The sequence below is a fragment of the Rhodococcus phenolicus genome, from assembly GCF_001646785.1.
Classification (GTDB): Bacteria; Actinomycetota; Actinomycetes; order Mycobacteriales; family Mycobacteriaceae; genus Rhodococcus; species Rhodococcus phenolicus.
Genome location: NZ_LRRH01000084.1, coordinates 1 through 23021, shown reverse-complemented (window position 1 = coordinate 23021; position 23021 = coordinate 1). Strand labels below are relative to the sequence as shown.

Below are 23021 nucleotides of genomic sequence, written 5' to 3'. Positions count from 1 at the left end.
CGGCGACCGAGGGCCCGAAGCGTTCCTTCCGCGGCCGCCGCGCCGCCCGCCCGAGAGAACCGATCGCCATGTTCGCCCCCGCGCCGTTCGCTGACCCCGCATCCGTCCGTGCCCGAAGCGAGTTGAGCTGCCCGATTCGCCCAGCTAGGCTTTTCGGCGATGAGCGGACACGGCCGATGACCGACGTCGGCGGCGGCACCGACACACTCGACGCACTCCTCGCGAAGGTAGCGACGGAGGATCAGGCGGCATTCGCCGAGTTCTACGATCTGACGCGCGCCCGCGCCTACGGCATGGTGCTGCGGGTGCTGCGCGATCCGGGATACAGCGAGGAAACGCTGCAGGAGGTCTATCTGCAGGTGTGGCGGACGGCACCCGGGTTCGATCCCGCCCAGGGTTCGGCGTTGTCGTGGCTGATCACACTCGCCCACCGGCGGGCCGTGGACCGGGTCCGTTCCGAACAGTCCGGCGCCGACCGCGAGGCCCGCTACGGCGCGGTGTCCGCGGACGCGGCCTTCGACTCGGTGAGCGAGGAGGTGGTGCGCCGCGACGACACACAGCAGGTCGCGGACTGTCTCGGCACGCTCACCGATCTGCAACGCCAGTCGGTGGAACTCGCGTACTACAGCGGCCTGACCTACCGAGAGGTGTCGGAACGACTGTCCGCCACTCTGCCGACCGTCAAATCGAGAATCAGGGACGGATTGCTCCGTCTACGAAATTGCCTCGGGGGTGACCAGCGATGACGAACAGTACCCACGCCGATTTCGGCGGTGAGGAGCTCCTCGGGCTCGCCGCGGTCTATGCCCTCGACGCGGTCTCGGATTCCGAACGCCACGAGATCGACGCGCGCGTGACCGCCGCCGGTTCCGAAGTGGCCGCCGCATTCGCGCGGGAGGTCCGTGAGATCCGGGAGGCGATGGCGCAGGTCTCTCTCATCGGCGCCGTGGAACCGCCGGAGCGGGTCCGGCAGCGGCTCCTCGAAACGGTCTCCGCCACAGCCACTTCCGCATCGGAGACACCTGCGCCGATCTCGCTCGCGCAGCACCGCAACCGGCGACGGAATTTCCTGCTGGCCGTGGCTGCCGCGGTGATCGTCGCGATCGGCGCCGTCGGCATCGGGTCGCGGATCGGGCAGAACGTCGCCACCCCGCCGACGTCCGCGCAGATTCTCGCGGCCGACGACGTGCGCACCACCTCGGGCTCGATCGAGGGCGGCGGCACCGCGACCGTCGTCTACTCGAAGGAGGTCGACGCGGGGGTCCTGGTGATGAACAACGTGACCCCGCCGAGCGAGGGCACCGTCTACCAGATGTGGCTGATCGGACCCCAGGGCACCACGTCCGCGGGCACCATGACTCCCGCCGACGTCGCACCGTCGACGACGGCCGTGCTCGGCGACCTCTCCGGCGCCACGGCGCTGGGCTTCAGCGTCGAACCGACGGGCGGCTCCGCACAGCCGACGAGCATCTTCGCCGAACTGCCGTTGAGCTGAGTCGGCACTGTCCCCGCGCCGAGGGGGCAGCCGCGCACGCCCGGCACCGCGCGGCCGTCCGCCGGGACAGCGGCCGCGGTCGCATCACGACGGGCAGGTCCCGACGACGACGGTGGCGTCGAGTTCCTCCGACGTCCGCACCATCGCGTCGAGCCCTGCGGCGGCGAGGATGAGCGCCGCCGTGTCCGCCTGGGAAACACCCGCCTCCATCAGAAGGCGCCCGCCGGGCGCGAGCCAGCCGGGTGCGGCGTCCGCCAGTCTCCGGTGCACGTCCAGTCCGTCCCCGCCGCCGTCGAGGGCGACCCGCGGCTCGTGCAGGCGTGCTTCCGGTGGCATGAACGCGACGGCACGGGACGGGACGTAGGGCGCGTTCGCGACGAGGACGTCGACCCGCCCCGCGATCGACGTGGGCAGGGCCGCGCACAGGTCGCCGGTGAAGACGCGACCACCGAACCGTTCGATGTTGCGGCGGGCGCATCCCACTGCGACCGGATCGACGTCGACGGCGTACAGATCGATCCCCGCGACCTCGTGCCCCAGGACCGCGCCGACCGCGCCCGAACCACAGCACATGTCGACGACGACGTTCCCCGGCCTCAGGCGCTCGGCAGCGCAGCGGGCGAGGAACTCGGTGCGACGACGCGGCACGAACACTCCGGGCTCGACCACGATGCGCCGGCCACAGAATTCGGCCCAGCCCAGGACGTGCTCGAGGGGCACGCCGTCTACGCGCCGCCGGACCAGCTCGGACAGTTCCTCCGGGCTGCGGGCCGCGTCCGCGAGCAGGGCCGCTTCCTCCTCCGCGAACACGCATCCGGCCGCGCGCAGTTCGTCGGCGAGGGGGGTGTGGGACCGGTCCGGGGTCGGCGGTGAGGCGGCCACGCCTCACCCTAACGCGCGGAGCGAGGCGGCACCTCACGCCGACGCGGAGCGAGGCGGCACGTCACAGATCGTGCGGCACCCGTCCGCATCCGGGCCGGCTCCGAATACCGATCGTCCGCTCCGAGCGCGGGCACGATGGTTCACACTGCGAGGGGCCACCGACTCCAGGAGGAACGCTTGACCACCACGACCTCGACACCACCGAAGCGCCCGACGCGGCGCCTGCGATGGCTCCTGCCCGCCCTGCTGCTGCTCGTGTGGCTCGCGATCGCCGGGGGTGGCGGCCCGTTCGCCGGGAAGCTCAGCGAGGTCGCGCAGAACGGGAACAGCGCGTTCCTGCCGGCGTCGGCCGAGTCGACCCGGGCGGATCAGCTGTATGCGGAGTTCACCGATACGAACGCCGTGCCGGCGATCGTCGTCGCGGAGCGTGATTCCGGGATCACCCCCGAGGACCTGGCGTTCCTCGCAGCCGAATCGGTGGGTCCGCCGCCGATCCCCTCCCAGGACGGCAGGGCCGCCCAGTTGATCGTGCCGATCGACGGCGACAGCGACGTCGGTGAGGCGGTGGAGGAGCTGCGCGAGCGGGTGGCGTCTCCGCCGGACGGGCTGACCGTGCACGTCACCGGCCCGGCCGGGCAGATCGCCGACCTGTCCTCCGCGTTCGCCGGGATCGACGGGATGTTGCTGCTGGTCGCGGGTGGCGTGGTGCTGTTGATCCTCTTCGCCGTGTACCGCAGCCCGATTCTCCCGTTCGTCGTGATCGTGTCGGCGATCTTCGCGCTCGCTCTGGCCGGCCTCGCGGTGTATCTGCTCGCCGATGCGGGCGCGATCGCGCTCAACGGGCAGAGCCAGGGCATCCTGTTCATCCTGGTGTTCGGTGCCGCCACCGACTACGCCCTGTTGCTGGTGGCGCGGTACCGCGAGGAACTACGCTCGGTCGAGGACAAGTACGAGGCGATCCGCACCGCGTGGCGTTCGACGCTCGAACCGATCGCCGCGTCCGCCGCGACGGTGATCGCGGGTGTGCTGTGCCTGCTGTTGTCGGACCTGAACTCGAACCGCGGTCTCGGGCCTGTCGCGGCGATCGGGATCGCCGCGTCGTTCATCGCGTCGATGACGTTCCTGCCGGCCGCGCTGGTGCTGCTGGGCCGGACCGCGTTCTGGCCGACCCGGCCGAAGGTGGATCCCGATGCGGACCGAGGTGATCTCGCTTCGGCGCACCGGTTCTGGAATTCGATCGCGCAGAAGGTCGGTGCCAATCCGCGTCCGATCTGGATGGTGTGCAGCATCGTCCTCGTCGGGTTCGCACTGTTGCTGCCGCAGTTCAAGGCGGGCGGTGTCGCGTCGTCGGATGTGTTCCTGCTCGAGACGGATTCGTCGTCCGGTCAGCAGATCCTCGGTGAGCACTTCGATGCAGGCACCGGTTCGCCCACGATCGTCGTCGCACGCGAGAACTCCCTCGGCGCGGTCACCTCGGCGGCCCGGGTCGAGGGTGTCACGACCGTCACGCCGGTGACCGGTCCCGACGGGACGCCGACCGTCGTCGACGGTCGCGTCGCGGTGCAGGCCACCTTGTCCGATCCCGCCGATTCGCTCGAGGCCGAACGCACCGTCGAACGGATCCGTGACGCCGTGCACGCCGTGCCGGATGCCGACGCGCTCGTCGGCGGCACCACTGCGGTCGATCTCGACACGAAGGACACCGCCACGCGCGACCGCACCGTCATCATCCCGGTGGTCACGGCGGTGGTGCTGCTGATCCTGATCCTGCTGTTGCGGGCGATCGTGGCACCGGTGCTGCTGATGCTCACCGTCATCGTCTCGTATGCGGCGACGCTCGGGGTGGCGTCGCTGCTGTTCAACCACGTGTTCCATTTCCCGGGCGCGGACCCGGTGGTGCCGCTGTTCGGGTTCGTGTTCCTGGTCGCACTCGGGATCGACTACAACATCTTCCTCATGACCCGCGTCCGCGAGGAGAGCGCGCGGGTCGGAACCCGGGAGGGCACGCTGCGTGCGCTGACGGTGACCGGCGGCGTCATCACGTCGGCGGGGGTCGTCCTGGCTGCGACGTTCTCGGCGCTCGCGGTGATTCCGCTACTGTTCCTGGGACAGCTCGCGTTCATCGTGGCGTTCGGCGTGTTGCTCGACGCGTTGATCGTGCGGTCGTTGCTGGTGCCGGCGCTGACCATCGACATCGGCAAGCGAATCTGGTGGCCCAGCAGGCTCGCCTCGCGGGACGGAGCGGACTCCGTCGAGGCGGCTGAGGATCACGAACGGGTCACGTAACGATAGATTCGTATGGTTCACAACGTTCGCCGGGTCCGTGGGGCCCGGCGGACGTTGCACGACGACTGCAGGAGGAAATGTGCTCGACTCCGACGGTGGCCTCGGCCGGTCCGAAGCGGCCGCGGTGACCCTCCTGCTGATCGAGGACGATCCGGGGGACGCTGTCCTCGTCGAGGAGATGGCGTCGGACGCCATGATCGAATTCGCCATCACGTGGGCTCGTTCACTCGACGAAGCCCGCACCCGGCTCGGCGAAAGCCTGCCCGACTGCATCGTGCTGGACCTGAACCTTCCGGACGCGCACGGACTCGACGCACTCGGGGCCGTGCAGAGGTACGCCGCCGGGGTGCCGGTGATCGTGATGACAGGACTGGCCGAGGAACAGGCCGGGCTCACCGCCGTGGCCGAAGGCGCCCAGGACTACCTGGTCAAGGGCGTCGTGGACGCGGAACTGCTCACCCGCTCGGTGCGCTACGCGATCGAACGTAAACGCGCCGAGCAGGCCGCCGCCGCGTTGCGGGCGAGCGAGCAGCGCTCCCGTGAGAACGCCCGCCTCGAGCGCGGTCTGCTTCCGGTTCCGCTGCTGCGCAGCGAGAGCGTGGACGTGGTGACCCGATACCGGACCGGCCGGGCGGGCGGCCTGCTGGGCGGCGACTTCTTCGATGTCGTCGAGTCCGGCGACGGTACCGTCCACGTGCTGATCGGCGATGTCTGCGGGCACGGCGCCGACGAGGCGGCTCTCGGTGTCGGATTGCGAATAGCCTGGCGCACACTCGTTCTCGGTGGCGTCGACGCAGAGACGGCGATGAGTACGCTGGAACAGGTGCTCGTCGCCGAAAGACCCCGGTCGCACGTCTTCGCCACCGCCACCAGCGTGGTCCTCGCCCCGGATCGCCGCTCCATCGAGGTTGTGCGTGCCGGCCATCCGGGAATCCTGCTGCGCACACCGAGCGATGTCCAGTGGCTCGAGGTACCCGGCGGCCCCGCCCTCGGCCTGCGCAGGCAGAGCGGCACCTGGCGGAAGACCACGCTCGAGGTCGACGAGCGGACCGCGCTCGTACTGTTCACCGACGGATTGTTCGAGGCGCGGGTCGACGAGCAGGACCGGCTGGGTGAGGAGGGCCTGCTGGCGTATGCGCGCTCCCTGGGCAGCGCCTGCAGCGGGGAGAAATTCGTCGATTCCCTGATCGCGCATGTGGAGACGCTCGCCGCACCGCACGACGGGCTCAGTGACGACGTCGCGGTCCTGCACGTGCAGTGGGCCACCGAGGAAGGCCGCGCGTGACGACTTCGATTCCGCAGAATCCCGGCGGCACGAAACTGACGGTGCAGGGCTGGTTCAATCTGATCCTGGCGATCATGACGCTGCTCGTCATCGCGGGCTCGGCGGCCGGCGCCACGGCGCTCTCGGCGAATTCGCGGGTGACCGACGATCTGACGGATCGCCTGATGCCCGCCCGCTCGACCGTCTACCAACTGCAGGCCGCGCTGGTCAACCAGGAGACGGGTGTGCGCGGCTACGCCCTCACCCGGGACGCGACCTTCCTCGCCCCCTACCGGGACGGCGTGCAGGCCCAGGAGCAGTCCGAGACCCGGATCCGGGAACTGCTCCATGACTGGCCCGACCTGCTCGCCGATCTCGACGCCATCGACGCGGCGGCGCAGGACTGGCGGTCCGGCTTCGCCGAACCCCTGCTCGCCGGTACGGCACCCGACCCGGCGTTCTACGACCGCGGCAGGGACCTGTTCGACGAGGTCCGCGCGGGCTTCGACCAGCAGAACCTGCATTTGACCGAGGCGGTGGCCGACGCGCGGGCACAGATCGATCACATGCGTGCGATCCGCAACGCCGTGTTCACGGTCCTCGCTCTCGTGCTGGTGATCGCGGCAGCCGTCTTCGCGGTGCTGGTGCGCATCGCCGTCACCAACCCGCTCGCACGGCTGTCGGCGTCCTCGCGCCGGGTCGCGCAGGGCGAGTTCGAGCATCGGGTCGACGGCGGCCGCGGTCCCGCCGACATCCGTTCCCTCGCCACCGACATCGAGGGGATGCGCCGGCGCATCGTCGCCGAACTGGACGTGGTCCGCGACCGGCAGCGGCAACTGGAGGAGCAGACCCGCCAGCTCGACGCCACGGCGGAGGAGCTGCGGCGGTCCAATGCGGACCTCGAGCAGTTCGCCTACGTTGCGTCCCACGACCTGCAGGAGCCGCTGCGCAAGGTCGCATCGTTCTGCCAGTTGCTCGAGAAACGCTACGGCAACGAGCTCGACGACCGCGGCCGCCAGTACATCGATTTCGCGGTCGACGGCGCACGCCGGATGCAGGCGCTGATCAACGATCTGCTGGCGTTCTCCCGGGTCGGACGGGTCGGGAGCGACTTCGAGCGGATCCCGCTGGACCGGCCCCTCGACAAGGCCCTGGCGAACCTCGGTTCCGTCATCGAGGAATCCGGCGCCCACATCGAGCGGCCCGAGCGGCTCCCGGAGATCGAAGGGGACCCGACGCTGCTGTCGATGCTCTGGCAGAACCTCATCGGAAACGCCCTCAAGTTCACCCGGCCCGACACCGAACCGAGGATCACCGTCACCGCCGAGCAATCCGACGACATGTGGCGGATCTGCGTCCAGGACAACGGAATCGGAGTTCCGGAAGAGTTCTCGGAGAAGATCTTCGTCATCTTCCAGCGGCTGCACGCCCGCGAGGAGTACTCGGGAACCGGCATCGGGCTCGCCCTGTGCAAGAAGATCGTCGAGTACCACGGCGGAGACATCCGGCTCGACCCGGATTCCGGCACCGGCGCCCGCTTCTGCTTTACTCTGCCCGTCGCCCGGCCCGCCACCGAGGGCCTCGTCACCGTGTCCGGGCAGCCCGCCCCCACAGCCGCCACCACCGAAGGAACGAACCCATGAACCCCGAAGCACACGCCATCGACGTCCTGCTCGTCGAGGACGATCCGGGAGACGTCCTGATGACCCAGGAGGCCTTCGAGTTCAACAAGGTCGGCAACACCCTGCACGTGGTGCGCGACGGGGAACAGGCGCTGGACTTCCTGTACCGGCGGGGCGAATTCGTCGATGCGGTCCGTCCCGACCTGATCCTGCTCGACCTGAACCTCCCCAAGTACGACGGACGGCAGGTGCTCGAGAAGATCAAGTCCGACCAGGATCTCGCGGACATCCCGGTCGTCATCCTCACCACTTCCGGTGCCGAGGAGGACATCGTCCGCAGTTACAAGTTGCATGCCAATGCCTACGTCACGAAGCCGGTCGATCTGGACCAGTTCATCGCGGCGGTGCGGCAGATCGACAACTTCTTCGTCCAGGTCGTGCGCTTGCCGGGACACTGATCCGACCCGCCCGGCGAAGGCGGCGTCCGACGGCGTGGGCCGCTACCCCCGGGACGGTGTAGCGGCCCGACCGGTCACGCAGTCATCGGTCCGGGATACACACGTGCCTGTCCGGGACAGGGAACCCGGTTGTCGGGGTTGCTCATCTCGACGCAGGTGGCACCGGCGGGGATATCCATGACAACCCCCTCTTCCGGCATCATCCCGCACTGATCGAAGATGACGGCGGTGGCCGCGCCTGCGCCGAGAAGAGACGGCACGGTGCCGGCTCCGGTCATCGAGCCCGCCCCCGCGGCACCCAGGGCCAGATACCCGCCCGCGCAGCCGAGCGGCGTGGCCTGGGCGGTGGGCATCGCGCCCAGCGTGGGTGCGAGTACGACTGCCGCAGCAGTGATGAATTTCAAGGTGCGCTTCACAGCATTCCTCTCCGGTAGCTCGTCCACGCCCGCACAGATGTCGACTCCGACAGCCGTGCACCACATGGACTTTCGATGCGTGGATATCCGAACGTGCACCGCGACAGGCTCGTTCACCTACGTGGTGTCCACGTCGCCGGCCGATGGCGGCCGACGGTTCTCGCGACGGATCGAACCGGTCGGGCCGGCATCCTACGACGCACTCCTCCCCACCCCGCGAGGTATTCGATTCGTCCCAGGTTCGATGCGCCGGGCGGCTCCGAGGTTTCAGGATGTGTTCCATGTCACAGCCGAGACGCGAGTGGCCGGGGACGAGGGCACCCGGGACGGCGTCCGGCCCCGTGCGGGTGGCCGGATCGGCAGCAATAGCATTCGACCCATGGATATCGAGGGGGATCGATGAACAGCGAGGGGAAAGGCCCGAGCGGAGGTTCACGCTTCGTGTGGGAACGCGAACGCCGATGGATCACATGGGCATTCGTCGCCATGACAGGGGTGCTGTGCACCGTGGCGGCTGCGATCGGGGTCGACACGACGACCAAGACCGGCGACACGTCGACGCTCGCGAGCTTCGCGTTACTCGGAGGACCGCCGCTGACGATCGTCGCCCTGTGCCTGGCGCTCGCCGGCCTGAGCTGGCGCTGGAAGGGATGGCCCGCCGAACAGGCGGCGGCCCGGCGCCACCGCGACGACGTGGAGCGCCAGTGGGCAGCTGCCCGCGCGCTCTACCGGCATCTGAGCATCGGCACCCCGCTGGCACCTCAGCCGTGCGGCCCGGTGGTCCTGCGGCCCGAGGAACAGGTGCACGTCCAGGCGCCCGTGGGGTACGCCCGCTACGTCTCGGCAGGCGACGGATCGTATGTGCACACCGTCGCTGTGGGGACCGGAGCGATCGGGGTGGGGATGGCGGTCGGATCGATGATCGGCAACGCGCGGAGACGATCCGCCGCCGCCGCCGCGGCAGCCCAGAAGTGGCGGGAGCACCAGCAGGTGCACGTCATGGCATCCGGCTACGGGCTGATCGCGTTCGTACGGGGACAGGTGATGCACTTCGACTGGTCCACGGTCACCGCTTTCCATCCGGAGCCGCTGAGCGGGCGCGTGGTCTTCGAGTTCCGGAATTCGCAGCCTCTGATGCTGCACGGAGCGGCTGCGCCCCTGTTCACGGTCTACGCCGCCCATCGTCTGCTGGGTCCGCAGCAGTTCGCCACGGGCTACGAGCTCGCCGCACTGCGGTGACGCAGGCCCCCGGACGGGCAGGGTCGAACCGGCCCGGCCGGGGGAATCGTTCAGCGGGCCAGGGTTCGGAAACTGCGTTCCCCGGCACGGTCGACGGCCGCCTTGACGACGGCGAACACGGCACCCTGCAGGGCCGCGGCGAAAAGCACCTCGCGGTTCGATTGGGACAGGTCCTTGGGATCCGGCGGTGTGTCGCCGTCGCCGAGTCGCATCCACACCTGGCGGAACGCCAGTCCGGCCAGCACACCGCCGAGCACGCCGGTGGCCGTGGACAGGGTCTTGTACAGGATCTTCCGAGCGGGGTTCGTCATCGATGGTTCTCTTCCTGTCGCGAAGCAGCGGGCCCGCTTCTCCGGTCCCGTCTCCGGTGAGTGGACTGGGCCTATTCCTCGAGCAACCGGGACCGCATGTCGGCCAGGGTCCTGGCCAGCAGCCGGGAAACGTGGACCTGGGAGACACCGATCTCGCGCGCGATGTCCGACTGGCTCTTCTCCTCGAAGAAGCGCAGCATCAGGATTCGGCGCTCCCGCTCCGGGACCCGCTCGAGCAGCGGCCGGAGAAGGAGGTACCGCTCGGACTTCGCGAGTTCGCCGTCTTCCTCGCCGAGCGTGTCCGCCAGCGTCGCACCCGAACCGTCGTCGGACAGGTCGAGCGGAGTGTCCAGGGAGGCAGGCTGATACGCGCTGCGAGCGGCGAGAGCCTCGATCACCTCCCCGGTTTCGGCACCGATCTCGGCGGCGATCTCGGCGGCTGTCGGGGACCGGCCCAGCCGCTGCGCCAGATCGTCGGTGACCTTGTTGATGCCGACGGTCAGATCCTTGAGCCGCCGCGGTACGTGCGTGGACCAGGCATGGTCGCGGAAGTAACGTCGGATCTCGCCCATGACGGTGGGAACGGCGTATGCCACGAACCCCCGCCCCTTCTCGGCGTCGAACCGGTCGATCGCCTGCAGCAACCCGACGTACGCGACCTGGTTCAGGTCGTCCATGTCCTCGCCGCGGCCCGAGAAACGCTGAGCAATGTTCTGCGCCAACGGCATCGCGGTCGTGACGATCTGCTCGTGCAGGGCGGTGGCCCGCGCGGAACCGGCGGGACAGGCACGGTAGGCGGTGAACAGGTCCGAGAGTTGTTGCTCGTCGATTCTGCGGTTGTTCGCCGGGCCCGTCCGGGCGGACGGCGAATCGAGTTCGGCGACGGTCATGCCGGCATCCCGATGCTCAGCTCGACCCTCGATTCCGCTGTCTCACCGGTCGGCGCAGGCTCCTCGCTCGCGGACAGGGTGTCTGCCAGCAGCTCCACGATTCGCCACTCGAGACTGTCCGGCGCAGGTCGCCACGGTGCGATCGTCGTCGCGGTGACCTCGATGCGGAACACCTCGCCGGCGCCGTCGAATCGGCAGGTGATCTCGCTGGCGGGCGCGGCCGCATCGATGAGGAGGGTGCAGATCTGGTCGACCGCCAGTTTCAGGTCCGAGACCTGGTCGAGCGTGCACCCGCTGTGCATCGCCACCACCTCGGTGAGCATGCGGATGACCGGCAGCTGGGCGTGCAGCGCGGGAACCGACAACGTCGTGGGAATCCCGTCGCCGGTCGACATCGGGCCCGGACCCGGATCGGCTTCCGCCGCGATCGGATGAGATGCGGTCTGTGTCAAGGTTTTACCTGCTGTTCCGGCTCGGGCAGGGAAGTGCGGTCCGTTCCGTAGTTCCACTGCAGATGAATTCTGGTTCCGCCGCTGCCCGTGTCGACCCGGGCGCTGTCGGTGCACGCGTGCATCAGTCGCACGCCCCGTCCCCGGCGGGCACGGCTGTTGTCGACTTCCGGCTTCCATCGTCCTCGATCCACGATCGTGACGATCAGAACACCCTCGTCGGGACGATCGTCCGCGCACAGATCGAAGGTTCCCTCCACCCCCGGCGGGTAGGCGTGCTCGGCGACGTTGGCGAGCGCTTCGTAGGTCGCCAGGAGCATGTCCCCGGTCATGTCCGCCGAGAGTCCGATCTCGCGCGCGAACTCCGCCAACCGGCGCCGGATCGGGGCGAGCACGGTCAGGTCGGCGCGAACCTCGTCGAGGCAGAGACGTCGATCGCTCCCGCCGCCGGGCTGTGCCGGCGGCGGAGACGCAGTCTGTCGTCCCTGTTCGTTCATACCGTCGACAGGGCTGCTTCGACGGTCGGGAACACCTCGAGAGTCTCGGTCAGGCCCACCAGCGTCATCGGACGCGCGGTGGCCGGGCCGTCGGCAACGACGAGGAAGCGGGAGCGGCCTTCGAGATCGTCGGCGGTACGCATGAGAACCGCCAGCCCCGCCGACGACAGGAACTGGACCCCCAGCAGGTCCACGACCAGCGTGGACGTGCCGCACATCGCACCCAGTTCGTTCAGCTTCTGTTCGAACACCGGAGCGGTGACCACATCGATCTCGCCACCGGCGTGCAGCACCGCGACGCCTTCGATGAAGTCGACGTCCAGGCTCAACGGCGAGCCCGGCGCGCCCTCGGCCACCTCGCTCGCCCGGCCGGCGTCACCGGTCGATACGCGTTCGGGATCCGCTACACCCACGAGACGGTTCCTCCTGCCTGCTGCGTGCGCGCCCGTGAACCGGCTTCCGGAGCGGGACCGCGGAAGTACGAGACTCCGTACAACGCGTACATGCTCTTGACCATCGACCGGCGAGCGGCCGTCCATGGCGCTTTCCCCTGCCTCGTCTGCATCGTTCCACCCTTCGTGCCACAGGAATCGGCCCCCTGATACCCACATCGCGGGCCTCTCATTCCTCTTCTTCCGGAAATTCCGCTCCCGCTCGGTCGAGCCGCCCGGTTGGATGCCGGTTCGCCCTGGTCGTCGCCTCGAAGTCTCGAAGGCGTGCCTATACGGCAGTGACCACAAAGTTCGGGTGGGCCCGGAGACACGAGTCGTCCGGACCCACCCGCGGGCAGAAAGACACGACGGATTACAGGAGCACATGTGGATGCGACGGGCATCACCTCGCTTTCGGTGAGCGGCTCGGTGCCGGCACTCCGTGCGGAGGACTTCGCTGGGTGGGCGGTATCGGTGCGGGCCGCCTGCCCTGCAGGTCGTCGAGCCATGACAGATCAGGAAATGCGACGGTCGTCATCGGATCTCCCCGGACTCGAGCGGTCGGCTCAGGCGTCGATGGCCTGCTGCTCGTGATCGTGGCGCGCGATTTCGATCTTGCGGGGTTTGGCCTTCTCCGCGACCGGGATCGTCAGGCGCAGCACACCGTCGCGATAGTCGGCGCGGATCGCGTCGGTGTCGAGGTTCTCCCCCAGGAACAGCTGCCGGCTGAACACCCCGCGGGTGCGTTCCGCAGCGATCATGGATCGTCCCTGGTCCAGCTCGGGCCGCGAGGCCCGGACGGTGATCACGTTGCGTTCGACATCGAGATCCAGGGAGTTCGCGTCGATGCCCGGGAGATCGAACTCCACGAAGAACTCGTCGCCTTCACGCCACGCGTCCATGGGCATCACCGCCGGACGTGCCGGCGTCCCGAACACCTGCTGGGTCAAACGATCCAGGTCGCGGAAAGGATCGGTGCGCATCAACATGGTCGCCACCTCCGGTTCACTCCATTCTCACTTGAAGGGAACTCAGATAACCTATGTCATCTGACACAGATATTATTTAGCACTCCTGACAGGAGAGTGCAAGAGGTGATATCAGGTAATCTGAGCACCGATCAGAGAGGAACGTGATGGACCCGGATCGACGCGACCACCTGCCCGGGTCGGCCAAGGCCGTGTACGCGATCTCGGTCGCCGCAGAGCTGGCCGGCGTCGGAATCCAGACCCTGCGCCTGTACGAACAGCACGGCCTGCTCACCCCGGCCCGCAGCGACGGTGGCACGCGCCGCTACAGCGGGGACGATCTCGCCCGGCTGGAACGGATCACCAGACTGTCTGGTCAGGGCGTCAATCTCGCCGGGATCGCGCGCATCCTCGAACTCGAGGACGCGAACACGGCACTCACGGCCGAACGCGACCGCCTCCGGAAACGTCACGAACGGACGTGAGCGGAGACAGCCGCGCCGGAGAGTGAGGCTGTATCAGGGGCAGGCGGGCGTGACGAGGTCGTAGATCTGCTCGGCCTGCTCGGGGGTGGGCTGCGCCTCGTTGTTGGCGGCCAGCGTCACGATCTTCTCGGTGACCTGCTGTTCGTCGACACCGTTGGCGAGGTCGTTGCACGACGTGATCACGATGTTCTCGATGCTCGCATCGTCCCGGTTCTCCGAGAGGTCCGAATACCCGGTGCGGAACGCGACGACGAAGGCGGACAACTTGGCCTGGTCGAACGTCCCCAGCTGTTCCGTGGAGGTGACCGAGGTTTCGGCGGCGGTCGTCTCCTCGGCCGAGGTCGGCTGTTCGACGGAGTTGTCGTTGGTGACCGAAGCGGAATCGGAGTCGTCGTCTCCACAGGCGGCCAGCGACAGCACGGCTCCGGATGCAACCAGTGCGGCGGCGATGATCTTCTTCATGGGCCCTCCTCGTCTGGGGTACGAGACCTCATACCCACAGGCCGCACATGTCAATCACTCCTCGCCGAGTCGCGCTCGCATCTCGGCCAGGGTCCGGGTCAGCAGACGGGAGACGTGCACCTGGGAGACGCCGATCTCCCGCGCGATCTCGGATTGGCTCTTCTCCTTGAAGAACCGGAGGACGAGGATGCGACGCTCCCTTTCCGGAACGCGGTCGAGCAGCGGGCGCAACACGAGGTACCGCTCGGATTTCTCGAGTTCGTCGTCCTCCTCGCCGAGAGTGTCCGCGAGCGTCGCGCCCGACCCGTCGTCGCCGAGATCGAGCGGCGTGTCGAGGGACGCAGGCTGATACGCGCTGCGGGCGGCGAGTGCCTCGATGACCTCCGCGGGATCGGCACCGATCTCGGCCGCGATCTCCGGTACCGTCGGGGACCGGCCCAGACGTTGCGCGAGGCCATCGGTGACCTTGTTGACGGCAACGGTCAGATCCTTGAGCCGGCGCGGCACGTGGGCGGTCCAGGCGTGATCGCGGAAATAGCGGCGGATCTCCCCCATGATCGTGGGAACGGCGTAGGCGACGAAACTTCTTCCCTTGTCCGCGTCGAACCGGTCGATCGCCTGCAGCAACCCCACGTACGCAACCTGATTCAGGTCGTCCATGTCTTCGCCGCGCCCGGAGAACCGCTGGGCGATGTTCTGTGCCAACGGCATCGCCGCAGTGACGATCTGCTCGTGGAGCGCGGTGGACTCGGCGCCGGACGCGCAGCCGCGCAGCGCGGCGAACAGTTCGTCGACTCGCTGTTCGTCGATTCTCCGAGTGCCCGCCGACGGCGACCGGCCTGCCGGCGGGCCGGTCTCGGCGACCGTCACGCGGGCTTCGCCAAGGTGAACTCGACCGTCGACACGGTGCCCCGGCCGGACTCGGCGGGCTCTTCCCCGGCGGTGACCGTGTCGGTCAGCAGTTCGAGGATCCGCCATTCGAGACTGTCGGACGCCGGGCGCCAGTGCGCGACGGTGGTCGCGGTGACCGAGACGTGCAGGTCGTCACCGACGACCCGGTAGGAGCACGAGACCCCGGAATGCGGGGCGGCCGCATCGATGAGCAGCGTGCAGACCTGGTCGACCGCGAGCTTGAGGTCCGAGACCTGGTCGAGTGTGCAGCCGCTGTGCATGGCCACGACCTCGGTCAGCATCCGCACGATCGGGAGCTGGGTGTGCAGGGCGGGGACGGACAACGTCGTCGGGACGGGTTCGGCGTTCGGTCGCGAGGAGGCGACGGAGTCGGACATGGCGTGCGCCAGCGGTGAGTGGCTCAAGGGTCGACCTGCTGTTCTCGTTCGGGCAGCGACCTGCGAGTCTCCCCGTAGTTCCACTGCAGCTGAATCTGCGTTCCCCCGTCCCGACGATCGACCCGCACGGCGTCGCTGCAGGCGCGCATCAGACGAAGTCCCTGTCCGCGCCTCGTCACGCGGTTGTCGCTCTCCGGTTTCCAGACCCCTCGATCGAGGATGGTGACGGTGAGCACTGCTTCCTCGCGATTGTTCTCGACGACCAGATCGAACGTTCCCGGCTCGCCGGGCGGATAGGCATGTTCCACGACGTTCGCCAGCGCCTCGTAGGTCGCCAGAAGAACGTCGCCGGTCGTATCCGGCGGCAATCCGAGCTCGGATGCGCACCCCGCCAGCTGCCTGCGCGCCCACGCGAGCACGTGCGGGTCGGCCTGCACGCCCTCGAACGTCAGCGGCCGGTCCACGGCACCGCGAACGCCGCCCCCGGCAGCTGCCGGAGACGGCGGGGCGAACTGCGGTCCCTGCTCGCTCATACCGTCGAGAGTGCCGCTTCGACCGTCGGGAAGATCTCGAGGGCGTCGGCCATCCCCACCAGGGTCATCGGCCGAGCGGTGGCCGGGCCGTCGGCAGCGATCAGGAACCGGGAGCGCCCTTCGAGGTCGTCGGCCGTGCGCATCAGCACGGCCAGGCCCGCAGACGAGAGGAATTGGACGCCGAGCAGGTCGACCACCAGGACCGGGACGCCGGACACGGACGCCAGCTCGGCGAGCTTGCGCTCGAACACCGGCGCGGTGACCACGTCGATCTCCCCGCTCACGTGCAGCACGACCACGCCCTCGGTGACATCCACGTCCAGTCCGAGATGAGATCCGGATGCAACTTCTGGGTTTTCCATTCGCTGAACGCTACAACCCGACGCTGATCGCTCCGCGTCCACTTCACCCACGGGACCGCCCTCCGCTCACGAAACAGGGCGTGACCTGGACAGTCGCCGCGTCCGGTTCGGCTGCGGGCCCCCGCGCGACGTCCACGCCGCTCACGAGCGAGGGCTCGGCACCCGACTGCATTCCTGCCGGTCCGTCCTGCATCGTTCGACAGCTCCCTTCGGTGTGATTCACACACGATCGCCCCCTCTTACCCCGATCGCAGCCATCTCATACATCGCGATCCGGCGAGGGCCCTGTACCCATCCTTTTCGCATTTCAAACCCATTTTTCGCTGCTTGACACGTCCGTGCCGAGTGCCATAGAAGTATTCACCTGTTCGAACGAGTGAAATGCAATTTCCCATCGAGCCGGAGGTTTGAGAATGACCCAGAACGTCAGGAACAGCAACCGAATCGGAAACTACCGAAATCCCCGTCTGCGACCGGTCGACAGCGAATGGGAATGGCAACTGCACGGGGCCTGCCGCGGAACCGACTCGGCGGTGTTCTTCGCGCCGACCGGTGAGTCCCGACGCAACCGGCGCAAGCGCGAGATCGCTGCGAAGACGGTGTGCATGAGCTGCCCGGTACGGACGGCCTGCCTGAGACACGCCCTCGCGATCCGGGAACCGTACGGAGTGTGGGGCGGACTGTCCGAAACCGAACGGCGGGCGCTGCGCCCTGCCTCCGCCTGACCCCGGAAGGACTCGGCCGGAAATTCGGTCTCGCCGGAGAAGAAATTCCGCCGAGGAAACCGGAATCGTCGATATCGGATATTCCGGGGTATGAACCCGATGCGAAATGGGCATCCGTACGGCAGACAGCAGGTACGCCCCCGATGGCGCATTCGAGCGCCGTTCAGGAGAGGACGACTATGCACGCCGACATTGCCGAACGGCCGATCGCGTCCCGCGGGAACGATTTCGGATCCCGCTCGAACGACTCCCTGGCCCCCCTCGCCGACCACCCACTCGGCTTCCCCGCCTCGCTCGCCCTTGCCGGCATCGGCGTGACGGGAGTCCCGTCCGCCGTCCTCACACAGTCGGCGCCCCTCGGCGCCCTGGTCGCGCTCGCCACCGCCGGAGCCATCCTCACCGCGTCGATGATGATCGGCGGATGAGCACCACCATCTCGTGACCGCGAAACACATTCCGACGCAAGGTATATCGATGATCGAAACGGGGAATTCCCCGGTACGACACCGATAACGCACAAAGGAGACTCGACGCTATGTTGTCACTGAGCATCATCGCCTGGATCATCATCGGCGGCCTGGCCGGCTGGATCGGCTCGAAACTGATGGGTACCGACGCGCAGCAGGGCATCCTGCTCAACATCGTCGTCGGCGTCATCGGTGGTCTGCTCGGCGGCTGGATCTTCGGCCTGTTCGGCGTCGATGTCGAGAGCGGCGGCTGGATCTTCAGCTTCATCACCTGCCTGGTCGGTGCATGCATCCTGCTGTTCCTGGTCAAGCTGGTCACCGGTCGCAGCCGGGTCTGACCCCGCTCCGGCCCGACCGGAATCCAGTACCCCCGAGGGTGGGCGCCGTCACGGCGCCCACCCTCGGCGCGTCTGCCCGATCCCGCGGTTTCACCTTCCGCTCCGGGCCGCGCGGCTAACGTCGTGATCATGCCTGCGGATGTCACCGTCCCACCGGCCGTATCCACCCGCCTCCCGGCCGCGCCCGCAGGGGGGCGACTCGCTTCGGTCCCGCACGTGGCCGGCACGAGCCTGGGCGTATTCGCCGTGATGGTGGCGCTGTGGTCGATCTCCCCCACCCTGCGCTACTGGATCCACGCGCCGCGCGAGTACATCGACACCTACTATTTCGACGCGCCGGACACCAGTCTCTCGTACGCGCTGGTCCTGGGGCTGCTCGCGGCGGCGCTGGCCGGACGCAAACGCATCGCCTGGTGGATCCTGACCGTCTATCTCATCGCCTTCACGATCGACAACGCGGTCGTCACGATCACCGACCGCGACCCCGACGCGGCCGTCGCGCTCGCCGTGCACGTGGTCGTCGTCGCGATCCTCGTCGCCGCGTATCCGCAGTTCTACACGCGGGTCCGGCGCGGAGCGGTGTGGAAGGCGCTCGGGGTCCTCGTCGCCGGACTCGCACTCGCGACCCTCGTCGGCTGGGGTCTGGTCGAACTGTTCCCCGGCTCGTTGCCCGGCGACGAACGACTGCTGTGGGCGTTCAACCGGGTGACCGCGCTGACCGCACTGGACAACGACCAGTTCAGCGGTCGCCCACACGGTTTCGTCAACACACTGCTGGGCCTGCTCGGCGCACTGGCACTGCTGGCCGCGGTCGTCGTCCTGTTCCGCTCGCAACGCTCGGCCAACGCGCTCACCGGCAGCGACGAATCCGCGATCCGCGGTCTGCTCGACCGCGACGGCGACGACTCGCTCGGCTATTTCGCGACCCGCCGCGACAAGGCGGTGGTGTTCGCCCCCAGCGGGAAGGCCGCGGTCACCTACCGCGTCGAGGTCGGGGTGTGCCTGGCCAGCGGTGACCCGATCGGCAACCCGGAGGCGTGGCCGCACGCGATCGACGAATGGCTCGCCCTGGCGCGCGGCTACGGCTGGGCGCCGGCGGTGATGGGTGCGAGCGAAGCCGGCGCCACGGCATACAGCCGCGCCGGGCTGTCGGTGCTCGAACTCGGCGACGAAGCGATCCTGCACACCGCGGATTTCACGCTGTCCGGCAGGGAGATGCGTCCCGTCCGGCAGGCGGTGAACCGCGCCAGGAAACAAGGCGTGACGGTGCGGATCCGGCGGCACCGCGATCTGACCGACGACGAGACCGCCGAGGTGATCCGGCTGTCGGACGAGTGGCGGGACACCGAAACCGAACGCGGTTTCTCCATGGCGCTCGGCCGGCTCGGCGATTCCCTGGACGGCAACTGCCTCCTCGTCGAGGCGCTGGTTCACGGTGAGGTCGTCGCGCTGCTCTCGCTGGTGCCGTGGGGCACCGACGGCGTCTCGCTGGACCTGATGCGGCGCAATCCCTCCGCCCCGAACGGGGTGGTGGAGATGATGGTCTCGGAACTGGCCGCGCGCGGAAACGAGTTCGGTGTCGCCCGGATCTCGTTGAACTTCGCCGTGTTCCGATCGGTGTTCGAGGAGGGGTCGCGCATCGGGGCGGGCCCGATCCTGCGGATGTGGCGCTCGATCCTGCTGTTCTTCTCCCGCTGGTGGCAGCTCGAGGCGCTGTATCGCTCCAATCTGAAATACCGTCCGCGGTGGGCTCCCCGGTACCTGTGCTTCCGGGAGAACCGGGAACTGCCTCGCGTGGGCATCGCGTCCGCGATCGCCGAGGGCTTCCTGACCGTTCCCAGCTTCGGACGACGAAAGGCCGCGCGACACACCGGAACACACGATCACGCTCCGGAGTCGCTCGTCGAATCCGGGTTGCTGCACGACGACGGCAGCGCCCCCTCCGCCGACATGAGCACCGCGGCGGGCAGCACCGGCGTCGGTGCGCCGGCCGGACCGCGCCGCCCCGAGCAGGTGCGAGTGCGCATGGCGAAACTCGCCCCGCTGGCCGACGCGGACATCGATCCGTACCCGGTGGCCGTGCGCCCCACCCACACCGCGGTCGCCGCACACGAGGCACCCGCAGGGACCCCGGTCCGCGTCGCCGGGCGGTTGCTGCGCATCCGCGACTTCGGCGGCGTGCTGTTCGCGGTGCTGCGCGACTGGTCCGGCGACGTCCAACTCCTCGTCGACCGCGACCGCGTCGACGGCCGCCGCTTCGCGTTCGACCTCGGTGACCTCGTCGAAGTGAGCGGGACGATGGGACGCAGCCGCAGCGGCGACGTGGCGTTGCTCGTCGACGACTGGCGGCTGGACGGCAAATGCCTGCATCCGCTGCCCGACAAGTGGCGCGGACTCGTCGATCCCGAGGCTCGCGTGCGGCAACGCTACGTCGATCTCGCGATCAACCCCGACGCACGCCGGCTGCTCGCCGCGCGCAGCGCCATCGTGCGGTCCCTACGCGACCGGCTCGGCGCGCGCGGCTATCTCGAGGTGGAAACACCGATCCTGCAGTCGGTGCACGGGGGCGCCAACGCCGCCCCGTTCGTCACGCACATCAATGCCTACGACCTGGATCTGTATCTGCGGATCGCTCCGGAGCTGTATCTGAAGCGTCTGTGCGTCGCCGGCATGGAGAAGGTCTTCGAGATCGGCCGGGTGTTCCGCAACGAGGGCGCGGACTTCAAGCACAATCCCGAGTTCACGATCCTCGAGGCCTACGAGGCGCACAGCGACTACGAGCAGATGCGGGTGATGGCACGCGAGCTGATCCAGCATGCCGCGGTCGCCGCGCACGGTCGCGAGATCCTGATCCGCCCCGGCCCCGACGGGACACCGGTGGAGATCGACATCTCCGGGGAGTGGCCGGTCGAGACATTCCACGGTGCGATCTCGAAGGCACTCGGCGTCGACGTCGATGCGAGCACACCGGTCGAGGAACTGCGGCGCCTGTGCGACGACCGCGAGATCCCCTACAACCCGGCCTGGGATGCCGGCGCGACCGCGCAGGAGATGTACGAGCATCTCGTCGAGTCCCGCACCGAGTTTCCGACCTTCTACACCGACTTCCCGACGTCGGTGTCGCCGCTGACGAGGCCGCACCCGACGAAACCGGGGGTCGCCGCCAAGTGGGATCTCGTCGCGTGGGGCATCGAACTGGGTACCGCCTACAGCGAATTGACCGATCCGATCGATCAGCGGAGGCGACTGACCGAACAGTCGCTGCTCGCGGCCGGCGGCGACGAGGAGGCCATGGAGCTGGACGAGGACTTCCTCCAGGCGCTCGAGCACGCGATGCCCCCGACCGGCGGGCTGGGGATGGGCGTCGATCGCATCGTCATGCTCATCACCGGCGGCAGCATCCGGGAATCGTTGGCCTTCCCGCTCGCCAAGCCGCGCGGTCGCTGAGCCGGTACGTGGTTTCACGTGAAACCTCGCACCCCGCCGAGCGAGCGCTCGGCACGCGTGGCACTGTGATCGGGTGCAGTTGCTCCTGATCCGCCACGCCCTTCCCGTGCCCGCCTGGGCGTCCGGTGGGCCTGCCGACCCCGCACTCGCCGACGACGGCCGGACCCAGGCCGCACGACTGCCCGGTGCGCTCACCCCGTACCCCATCCACCGGATCTTCAGCAGCCCGCAGCGCCGCGCGCTGGAAACAGCCGCACCGATCGCCGCCGACCGGGACCTTCCCGTCGAGCAGATCGTCGATCTCGCGGAATACGACTACGGGCTCGATCACTACATCCCGCTGCACGACGCCCGCGACCTCGCCCCCGCCGCGTACGAGCACATCCGCGCCGGCCTGTTGCCGGACTTCGTCGACGAGGACTCGTTCCGCACCCGCGTGCACGCCGGCATCGAGCGGATCGTCGCGGACTGCGCGCACGAGGACACCGTTGCCGTCGTCGTCCACGGCGGAGTCGTCAACATCGTGTTGCAGGGCATCCTCGGATTGGGGCGGCCGCTCGAGTTCCCCATCGAGTACACCTCGGTGACCCGAGTCCTGGTCTCGCGGGACGGAACCCGGCGGGCAGCGTCGATCAACGAGACCGGACACGTACGAGATCTGCTCCGGATTCGATCTTGAAGTGACGGACATCACGTGCCCGGAACGAGATTCTGCGAGGTCGCAAAACCGAACATATAACTCATATGTACAACAGGCATTGTCGTCCTGTATAACGAGCACCTGATATGCCGAAGGGTGCGCCCATCCCGCCTACCCGAGACGCATCCCCCGGGAAGGACGACGCAACCACATGGGGCAACGAAAGAGCCGCTCCCTCAATCTGATGAACTGGCGCTTGTCGTACAAGCTCGCCGTCGTGCTCGCGATTCCACTCCTGGCGGCCATCGCGCTCGGCGCGCTGCGGGTCTCGACGCAGCTCGACGAGGCGCGCCGCTTCGGTTCGTTGTCGGACCAGATGGAAGTCGTACCGGCACTGTTCGAGTTCTCCAACGTCGTGGTCAGTCCCGCGACCGCGGCCAGCCTCGGTCTCACCTCGGACGACATCACCCCCGAGATGGTCACCACGTCGATGGCCAACGTGCGAAACCACGCGGCTGCCGGTGATTTCGACCCGAGGATCACCGAGAGCCTGACCGCGCTCGTCGAGGACGGGCAGGCGCTCTACAACACGATCCAGGGCGGCGGCATGTCGCGGGACGAGCTGAAGAAGCGCACCATCGACTTCCTCATCCGGTGTGAAGCGACCTTCCGCATGCTGCTCGACCTCACCGAGAACACCGACGTGCTCACCGACGGCACGAACATGCTGACCGCGTGGAACGCGCAGCGGACCATGCTCGACCAGATGACCTCGCTCGCCGTCTTCGCGACCAACCCCGACGCGGCACGGCTCATGGCCCTCAATGCCCTGAACATCGAAGAATCGACCCTCGGGCTGCTGCGCGGCACCTCCATCGACAACGGCCAGGTCGAGGGCATGCTCGGCAATGTCGCCCAGAAGCGCGCTCTGATCACCGATTTCGTCCCGAGCGTCCAGGCCGGCAAGGACCTGCAACAGGCGATGCTCGGCGCCTACGTGCCGTACCAGGAGACCAACGCCGCAGCGACCGCCCGCATGACCGCTACCCTGGACCGGCTGACCTC

General features: G+C 68.2%; 26 protein-coding genes and 1 pseudogene. 14 read left to right on the top strand and 13 right to left on the bottom strand.

The window, feature by feature from the left end:
* Positions 1 to 176: 176 nt before the first annotated feature.
* Together A8G15_RS21260 and A8G15_RS21255 are read left to right on the top strand one after the other, a co-directional pair.
* Positions 177 to 746: a sigma-70 family RNA polymerase sigma factor gene (locus A8G15_RS21260; protein ID WP_068164175.1), complete on the top strand. Its 570-nt coding sequence runs from the start codon at positions 177 to 179 to the stop codon at positions 744 to 746.
* Entirely contained in the window at positions 743 to 1495 is a 753-nt protein-coding gene (locus tag A8G15_RS21255; protein WP_068164171.1) for an anti-sigma factor, read from the top strand. Before A8G15_RS21260 ends, A8G15_RS21255 begins: the two co-directional genes overlap by 4 nt.
* 84 nt (positions 1496 to 1579) lie before the next feature.
* Here the strand turns inward: A8G15_RS21255 and A8G15_RS21250 are convergent, their stop codons facing one another.
* Complete coding sequence (locus A8G15_RS21250; RefSeq protein WP_068164169.1) at positions 1580 to 2377, bottom strand: putative protein N(5)-glutamine methyltransferase; 798 nt, start codon at positions 2375 to 2377, stop codon at positions 1580 to 1582.
* Positions 2378 to 2554: 177 nt separating this feature from the next.
* On the opposite strand from A8G15_RS21250, the gene A8G15_RS21245 reads away from it, so the two are divergent.
* The 4 genes from A8G15_RS21245 to A8G15_RS21230 all read left to right on the top strand — a co-directional run bounded on the left by A8G15_RS21245 (position 2555) and on the right by A8G15_RS21230 (position 8007).
* Positions 2555 to 4663 (top strand): MMPL family transporter, encoded by a 2109-nt coding sequence (locus A8G15_RS21245; RefSeq protein ID WP_245687939.1) that lies wholly within the window; start codon positions 2555 to 2557, stop codon positions 4661 to 4663.
* A 79-nt stretch (positions 4664 to 4742) separates the two neighbouring features.
* Positions 4743 to 5948, top strand: coding sequence for a PP2C family protein-serine/threonine phosphatase (locus A8G15_RS21240; protein WP_068164166.1), 1206 nt, complete (start codon positions 4743 to 4745; stop codon positions 5946 to 5948).
* Positions 5949 to 6022: 74 nt separating this feature from the next.
* Entirely contained in the window at positions 6023 to 7570 is a 1548-nt protein-coding gene (locus tag A8G15_RS21235; RefSeq protein ID WP_082900068.1) for an ATP-binding protein, read from the top strand.
* On the top strand, positions 7567 to 8007 hold the full coding sequence (locus A8G15_RS21230) for a response regulator (protein WP_068164160.1): 441 nt from the start codon (positions 7567 to 7569) through the stop codon (positions 8005 to 8007). Before A8G15_RS21235 ends, A8G15_RS21230 begins: the two co-directional genes overlap by 4 nt.
* Before the next feature lie 74 nt (positions 8008 to 8081).
* Here the strand turns inward: A8G15_RS21230 and A8G15_RS21225 are convergent, their stop codons facing one another.
* Positions 8082 to 8423: a hypothetical protein gene (locus A8G15_RS21225; protein ID WP_156665502.1), complete on the bottom strand. Its 342-nt coding sequence runs from the start codon at positions 8421 to 8423 to the stop codon at positions 8082 to 8084.
* A 399-nt stretch (positions 8424 to 8822) separates the two neighbouring features.
* On the opposite strand from A8G15_RS21225, the gene A8G15_RS21220 reads away from it, so the two are divergent.
* Positions 8823 to 9662 (top strand): hypothetical protein, encoded by an 840-nt coding sequence (locus A8G15_RS21220; protein ID WP_068164153.1) that lies wholly within the window; start codon positions 8823 to 8825, stop codon positions 9660 to 9662.
* 50 nt (positions 9663 to 9712) lie between these two features.
* Here the strand turns inward: A8G15_RS21220 and A8G15_RS21215 are convergent, their stop codons facing one another.
* The 6 genes from A8G15_RS21215 to A8G15_RS21190 form a co-directional block, all read right to left on the bottom strand.
* Positions 9713 to 9973 (bottom strand): DUF4235 domain-containing protein, encoded by a 261-nt coding sequence (locus A8G15_RS21215; RefSeq protein ID WP_068164150.1) that lies wholly within the window; start codon positions 9971 to 9973, stop codon positions 9713 to 9715.
* Positions 9974 to 10044: 71 nt separating this feature from the next.
* Complete coding sequence (locus A8G15_RS21210; RefSeq protein WP_068164147.1) at positions 10045 to 10863, bottom strand: SigB/SigF/SigG family RNA polymerase sigma factor; 819 nt, start codon at positions 10861 to 10863, stop codon at positions 10045 to 10047.
* The gene (locus A8G15_RS21205) at positions 10860 to 11315 is read right to left on the bottom strand and encodes an ATP-binding protein (RefSeq protein WP_245687938.1); all 456 of its coding nucleotides are present in this window, start codon (positions 11313 to 11315) and stop codon (positions 10860 to 10862) included. Before A8G15_RS21205 ends, A8G15_RS21210 begins: the two co-directional genes overlap by 4 nt.
* Positions 11312 to 11809 carry an ATP-binding protein gene (locus A8G15_RS21200; protein ID WP_082900056.1) on the bottom strand — a complete coding sequence of 166 codons (498 nt, stop codon included), beginning with the start codon at positions 11807 to 11809 and terminating at the stop codon, positions 11312 to 11314. The genes A8G15_RS21205 and A8G15_RS21200 overlap by 4 nt, the downstream gene beginning before the upstream one ends.
* Entirely contained in the window at positions 11806 to 12222 is a 417-nt protein-coding gene (locus A8G15_RS30080; RefSeq protein ID WP_245687937.1) for an anti-sigma factor antagonist, read from the bottom strand. The genes A8G15_RS21200 and A8G15_RS30080 overlap by 4 nt, the downstream gene beginning before the upstream one ends.
* 584 nt (positions 12223 to 12806) lie before the next feature.
* Positions 12807 to 13229 carry an Hsp20/alpha crystallin family protein gene (locus tag A8G15_RS21190; protein ID WP_068164294.1) on the bottom strand — a complete coding sequence of 141 codons (423 nt, stop codon included), beginning with the start codon at positions 13227 to 13229 and terminating at the stop codon, positions 12807 to 12809.
* Between the two features lie 146 nt (positions 13230 to 13375).
* On the opposite strand from A8G15_RS21190, the gene A8G15_RS21185 reads away from it, so the two are divergent.
* Positions 13376 to 13693, top strand: coding sequence for a MerR family transcriptional regulator (locus A8G15_RS21185; protein ID WP_068164140.1), 318 nt, complete (start codon positions 13376 to 13378; stop codon positions 13691 to 13693).
* A 33-nt stretch (positions 13694 to 13726) separates the two neighbouring features.
* Here A8G15_RS21185 and A8G15_RS21180 read toward each other — a convergent pair whose 3' ends face one another.
* Genes A8G15_RS21180 through A8G15_RS21160 form a run of 5 tightly spaced genes read right to left on the bottom strand, consistent with a single transcriptional unit; the run spans position 13727 to position 16339 of the window.
* Positions 13727 to 14155, bottom strand: a complete 429-nt coding sequence (locus tag A8G15_RS21180; RefSeq protein WP_068164137.1) for a hypothetical protein — start codon at positions 14153 to 14155, stop codon at positions 13727 to 13729.
* A 54-nt stretch (positions 14156 to 14209) separates the two neighbouring features.
* Positions 14210 to 15025 (bottom strand): SigB/SigF/SigG family RNA polymerase sigma factor, encoded by an 816-nt coding sequence (locus A8G15_RS21175; RefSeq protein ID WP_245687936.1) that lies wholly within the window; start codon positions 15023 to 15025, stop codon positions 14210 to 14212.
* A complete protein-coding gene (locus A8G15_RS21170; protein WP_245687935.1) occupies positions 15022 to 15471 on the bottom strand; it encodes an ATP-binding protein in 450 nt (149 codons plus the stop codon). The genes A8G15_RS21175 and A8G15_RS21170 overlap by 4 nt, the downstream gene beginning before the upstream one ends.
* Complete coding sequence (locus tag A8G15_RS21165; protein WP_082900053.1) at positions 15468 to 15977, bottom strand: ATP-binding protein; 510 nt, start codon at positions 15975 to 15977, stop codon at positions 15468 to 15470. Before A8G15_RS21165 ends, A8G15_RS21170 begins: the two co-directional genes overlap by 4 nt.
* On the bottom strand, positions 15974 to 16339 hold the full coding sequence (locus tag A8G15_RS21160; RefSeq protein ID WP_082900052.1) for an anti-sigma factor antagonist: 366 nt from the start codon (positions 16337 to 16339) through the stop codon (positions 15974 to 15976). The genes A8G15_RS21165 and A8G15_RS21160 overlap by 4 nt, the downstream gene beginning before the upstream one ends.
* A 413-nt stretch (positions 16340 to 16752) precedes the next feature.
* Here A8G15_RS21160 and A8G15_RS21155 point away from each other — a divergent pair, with 413 nt between their 5' ends.
* The 6 genes and pseudogenes from A8G15_RS21155 to A8G15_RS21130 form a co-directional block, all read left to right on the top strand.
* Positions 16753 to 17064, top strand: a complete 312-nt coding sequence (locus A8G15_RS21155; protein ID WP_082900051.1) for a WhiB family transcriptional regulator — start codon at positions 16753 to 16755, stop codon at positions 17062 to 17064.
* 179 nt (positions 17065 to 17243) lie between these two features.
* The gene (locus tag A8G15_RS21150) at positions 17244 to 17489 is read left to right on the top strand and encodes a hypothetical protein (protein WP_068164128.1); all 246 of its coding nucleotides are present in this window, start codon (positions 17244 to 17246) and stop codon (positions 17487 to 17489) included.
* 110 nt (positions 17490 to 17599) lie between these two features.
* Positions 17600 to 17869 (top strand): GlsB/YeaQ/YmgE family stress response membrane protein, encoded by a 270-nt coding sequence (locus tag A8G15_RS21145; RefSeq protein WP_068164124.1) that lies wholly within the window; start codon positions 17600 to 17602, stop codon positions 17867 to 17869.
* Positions 17870 to 17998: 129 nt separating this feature from the next.
* Entirely contained in the window at positions 17999 to 21316 is a 3318-nt protein-coding gene (gene lysX, locus A8G15_RS21140; RefSeq protein WP_068164282.1) for a bifunctional lysylphosphatidylglycerol synthetase/lysine--tRNA ligase LysX, read from the top strand.
* A 73-nt stretch (positions 21317 to 21389) separates the two neighbouring features.
* Positions 21390 to 21995: a histidine phosphatase family protein gene (locus A8G15_RS21135; protein ID WP_068164121.1), complete on the top strand. Its 606-nt coding sequence runs from the start codon at positions 21390 to 21392 to the stop codon at positions 21993 to 21995.
* A 172-nt stretch (positions 21996 to 22167) separates the two neighbouring features.
* A pseudogene (locus tag A8G15_RS21130) lies at positions 22168 to 23021 on the top strand (ATP-binding protein); the annotation flags it as partial.

What these genes read in the sequence shown, in the direction of transcription:
- A8G15_RS21145 (WP_068164124.1), top strand. Translation starts at nt 17,600, where the DNA reads ATGTTGTCACTGAGCATCATCGCCTGGATCATCATCGGCGGCCTGGCC.
- A8G15_RS21155 (WP_082900051.1), top strand. Translation starts at nt 16,753, where the DNA reads ATGACCCAGAACGTCAGGAACAGCAACCGAATCGGAAACTACCGAAAT.
- A8G15_RS21230 (WP_068164160.1), top strand. Translation starts at nt 7,567, where the DNA reads ATGAACCCCGAAGCACACGCCATCGACGTCCTGCTCGTCGAGGACGAT.
- A8G15_RS21220 (WP_068164153.1), top strand. Translation starts at nt 8,823, where the DNA reads ATGAACAGCGAGGGGAAAGGCCCGAGCGGAGGTTCACGCTTCGTGTGG.
- lysX (WP_068164282.1), top strand. Translation starts at nt 17,999, where the DNA reads ATGCCTGCGGATGTCACCGTCCCACCGGCCGTATCCACCCGCCTCCCG.
- A8G15_RS21160 (WP_082900052.1), bottom strand. Translation starts at nt 16,339, where the DNA reads ATGGAAAACCCAGAAGTTGCATCCGGATCTCATCTCGGACTGGACGTG.
- A8G15_RS21185 (WP_068164140.1), top strand. Translation starts at nt 13,376, where the DNA reads ATGGACCCGGATCGACGCGACCACCTGCCCGGGTCGGCCAAGGCCGTG.
- A8G15_RS21150 (WP_068164128.1), top strand. Translation starts at nt 17,244, where the DNA reads ATGCACGCCGACATTGCCGAACGGCCGATCGCGTCCCGCGGGAACGAT.
- A8G15_RS21180 (WP_068164137.1), bottom strand. Translation starts at nt 14,155, where the DNA reads ATGAAGAAGATCATCGCCGCCGCACTGGTTGCATCCGGAGCCGTGCTG.
- A8G15_RS21165 (WP_082900053.1), bottom strand. Translation starts at nt 15,977, where the DNA reads ATGAGCGAGCAGGGACCGCAGTTCGCCCCGCCGTCTCCGGCAGCTGCC.
- A8G15_RS21235 (WP_082900068.1), top strand. Translation starts at nt 6,023, where the DNA reads ATGACGCTGCTCGTCATCGCGGGCTCGGCGGCCGGCGCCACGGCGCTC.
- A8G15_RS21215 (WP_068164150.1), bottom strand. Translation starts at nt 9,973, where the DNA reads ATGACGAACCCCGCTCGGAAGATCCTGTACAAGACCCTGTCCACGGCC.
- A8G15_RS21210 (WP_068164147.1), bottom strand. Translation starts at nt 10,863, where the DNA reads ATGACCGTCGCCGAACTCGATTCGCCGTCCGCCCGGACGGGCCCGGCG.
- A8G15_RS21260 (WP_068164175.1), top strand. Translation starts at nt 177, where the DNA reads ATGACCGACGTCGGCGGCGGCACCGACACACTCGACGCACTCCTCGCG.
- A8G15_RS21190 (WP_068164294.1), bottom strand. Translation starts at nt 13,229, where the DNA reads ATGTTGATGCGCACCGATCCTTTCCGCGACCTGGATCGTTTGACCCAG.
- A8G15_RS21200 (WP_082900056.1), bottom strand. Translation starts at nt 11,809, where the DNA reads ATGAACGAACAGGGACGACAGACTGCGTCTCCGCCGCCGGCACAGCCC.
- A8G15_RS21255 (WP_068164171.1), top strand. Translation starts at nt 743, where the DNA reads ATGACGAACAGTACCCACGCCGATTTCGGCGGTGAGGAGCTCCTCGGG.